The sequence below is a fragment of the Thiothrix sp. genome (assembly GCF_028714775.1).
Classification (GTDB): Bacteria; Pseudomonadota; Gammaproteobacteria; order Thiotrichales; family Thiotrichaceae; genus Thiothrix.
On sequence record NZ_JAQTLS010000065.1, the window covers coordinates 1 to 2,973 of the forward strand.

4 protein-coding genes are annotated in these 2,973 nt (G+C 48.6%); 3 read left to right on the forward strand and 1 reads right to left on the reverse strand.

Annotation, left to right across the window (positions count from 1 at the left end; genetic code table 11):
- Window positions 1–130: 130 nt before the first annotated feature.
- Complete coding sequence (locus tag PHE17_RS21580) at window positions 131–346, forward strand: SOS response-associated peptidase family protein (protein WP_301017998.1); 216 nt, start codon at window positions 131–133, stop codon at window positions 344–346.
- Between the two features lie 69 nt (window positions 347–415).
- On the forward strand, window positions 416–706 hold the full coding sequence (locus PHE17_RS21585; RefSeq protein ID WP_301017995.1) for a nucleotidyltransferase family protein: 291 nt from the start codon (window positions 416–418) through the stop codon (window positions 704–706).
- Here the strand turns inward: PHE17_RS21585 and PHE17_RS21590 are convergent.
- Window positions 685–855: a hypothetical protein gene (locus PHE17_RS21590; protein ID WP_301017996.1), complete on the reverse strand. Its 171-nt coding sequence runs from the start codon at window positions 853–855 to the stop codon at window positions 685–687. The two genes, PHE17_RS21585 and PHE17_RS21590, sit on opposite strands and share 22 nt — an antisense overlap.
- Window positions 856–1,243: 388 nt before the next feature.
- On the opposite strand from PHE17_RS21590, the gene PHE17_RS21595 reads away from it, so the two are divergent.
- On the forward strand, window positions 1,244–2,785 hold the full coding sequence (locus PHE17_RS21595) for a PcfJ domain-containing protein (RefSeq protein ID WP_301017997.1): 1,542 nt from the start codon (window positions 1,244–1,246) through the stop codon (window positions 2,783–2,785).
- Window positions 2,786–2,973: the final 188 nt, after the last annotated feature.

Below are 2,973 nucleotides of genomic sequence, written 5' to 3' on the forward strand. Positions count from 1 at the left end.
ATGGAGTATTTCAAGCTCAAGATCTTCCAGCTCAACACCGAGGACACGCCGTCGTTCCTCTATACCAAAATGCCAAAGAGATCATGTCAGCACCAGATTTCTTCCGTAGAAAACCCGTGAACAGTCTAAAATTCACGACCGCATGCCGGTGATTATCCAGCCTGAAAACTATGAAGTTTGGCTTGATCCGAACATGACCGATGTCACCCGAATACAATTAATGACCAAGTCTTATCCCGAGCGTTTCTTGAAGGCCTATCCAGTCAGTCGCAGGGTAAATAGCCCGCAGCACGATTCGGCAGATTTGATAGAGGAAGAGGCACTGCAGCGGGATGAGCATTCATAAACATTCGCGGCAGCTAAAATCTGTCGCAATGAGTGTTCAGCGATATGATTTAAACTACAATAGAAAATCATGAGCACACTCAATATCCTACAAAGCAAAAGAGCTGAAATCCTGGCGCTTGCGGCCAAGCATGGGGCAAGCAATGTACGGTTGTTTGGCTCTGTTGCTCGTGGAGAAGACCAGGAAGACAGCGATGTGGATTTTTTGGTGGATATGCAGGAAACACGCAGCCTGTTCGACCTGATCGGCCTGCAACAAGACATTGAGAAGGTCATTGGCAGGAAAGTGGATGTGCTGACACCGAACGGCATCAATCGCTACCTGAAAGAACGCATCCTTCATGAGGCTGCACCTTTGTGACCAAAGACCGCTCCGTCTACATCCGGCATATTTACGGCTGGATCAAGGAATATGTGCAAGCGGGCAAGGGTCAGCTTTTCCCATCCATTCAGTTGTTCTAATGGTGGTGCCAACTCATCGTGATATTCAATTTTTGCCGGATCGTTCATAACAATCTCAGTAATAAATTAGGCGATGATGTCGGCGTTTTGGTGAGAATGCTTTTCCACCCTGTCGAATCCCAGCTTGATCGGTAATGCGGCTGCGAGGTGCAGAGGGGTGAATGGCATGATGTATATATTCTCAGGGTAGTTGGTCAGCTAAGTGTGTTTGTCAGCTTTCAAGGGATCCAGTCATAACCATGACTCCCCCTCCAGTTGTTCCAGTGTGCACACGTCATCTTGTTCCTTGTTTTTAGTATTTTGCATAGCTGCTGGCTCATCAGGTGAGCTTTTCATCCAGTAATCTGCACTTATGAGCAGAGATGATCTATCCCATATATCAAACGGCCGCATCCCGTGGCGACAACTGTTTCAGCTACGTCGCCATGCTGCGCCTATGAAAATTGAACCAGCGCCCGTGCTGGCCTTGGGCCTTGCTGCCCGAAATGCCAAACCACCGTCTTTCCTGCCTTCCTGGCAACGGGATGAGGCCAAACTCCGCCTAGTCCTTCTATGTGAATGGTTAGACGACAAATTGGATAAGCCCGCCAAGGTCAGTCGAGTCAGCAAGAATGTGAGGCGAATCACGATCTTTGAAGGTCTTGCTTATACCGTCAATTCGGAAAAAAGATCTGTCATCTCCGGGACGATTCGGAATAAATGCTATAAGGAAAATCGTTACAATTTCGAAATCGGTCGTCCGCTCTTCACCTCATGGTGGCTAAATTCTGTACTCAAGAATCTTAATCTGATTGATCACGAGCAAGGTGAGTTATTTTTTGACGATTCACAGATCAATGGTGTCGAGAAATGGCTGGCGGACACAGCCTATCGGTTGTTGTTGAAAAATCCAAAATTTCAGGCATTTCGTTGCCTGGGACTGCCTAAACTGTTCAAGTTTCCCAGCGATATCTATTGGATTGCTTTGGCCTCCCGCACCAACCCGGTCGGACCGTTAATGGGATCGCCCACGTTGAATCGTGTTTGGCGCAATGACCGTACATTCCGGCAGGTTGCCAAAGAAAATACGCAACTGTTGCCATTGCTTATGGCGTTCGTCGAGCAGATTCCGGCAGGTACAAAAAATTATAAAGATCCTGTGCTTGCTGTCAAAACTGTATTCCTGGATGCCGGATTGTCTGAGGCCGCATGGCGATATGTTGTTCGACATGGCTCCCGTATTTTCAGGATTCCTTGGGAAGAGGCCGTTGGGCAGCCGAGACTTGAAGTGGCCATTCGATATCTCAAAGCTTTAGAGGCTGCAGGCTTGCCGCCTCCGCCACCGCCAACAGTCGCAAAAGCATTCCTGCATAGCTATAACCCGCACCAGCGCCACGATGCACAGATCGGAGAACATTTTGAAAGCATTATTGATCCCATTGTCCTTCGTGCCGGGTTGTTAGAGGCTGATCGGAGGCGCAGCGAGGGGGAAGTAGAGGGATTCTCGGAGGAGTTTCTTGGCGTATGCTGGTGGTCTGAGTCACTTGCCAATTCACTGGACGATAATCAAATCAAAGCCGGATGGCCATGGTTTGTTCGTCAGTGGCGGACAACCGAAACTGAGCATGCCATGCTCAGCAAGGCTAAACAGCTTTACTGGCAGCCAAGGCTGGAAGCCTTCGATATGGGACGAATGAAGGTTGTGCCACTCAAATCTTCTGAAGAATTAATACTTGAGTCCCTGGCGATGAGAAACTGCCTGGAAACCTATGCTGAAAAATGCGCCAGTGGGAAAGCCGAAGTCTATTCTATTCGTGACCTTCATACCGGAAAGCGTAAGGGATGCGTGGGGCTGCGGGTCGATAATGACAAGCCTTATATCATCGACGTCAAGGGCTTTGCCAATACGCCTCCGAGTGGTGAGGTTCAGCAGATCGCCAACGAATTGGCCCGGAGGTTACAAGGCATGTATCCCAATATGTGCACAAAGCGGAGTTGATCGGATATGAACAAACTGACATTTCCAGCATTCGTGTGTTCAGTTGGGGTGGCCAACTGGCTATAACACCACTTATCGCTAGCAAAGTTTCTGATCAGCATCAAATCGCGAATTGCACTTTAGACTGAGTTTGATCTCAAGCTCATCGTGAAGTATCAGTTGACGATTGCCGCGTTCATGATACGAAC

Bases quoted from the DNA above. Each gene is read 5' to 3' on its own strand.
- PHE17_RS21585 (WP_301017995.1), top strand. From the start codon at position 416: ATGAGCACACTCAATATCCTACAAAGCAAAAGAGCTGAAATCCTGGCG.
- PHE17_RS21590 (WP_301017996.1), bottom strand. From the start codon at position 855: ATGAACGATCCGGCAAAAATTGAATATCACGATGAGTTGGCACCACCA.
- PHE17_RS21595 (WP_301017997.1), top strand. From the start codon at position 1,244: ATGAAAATTGAACCAGCGCCCGTGCTGGCCTTGGGCCTTGCTGCCCGA.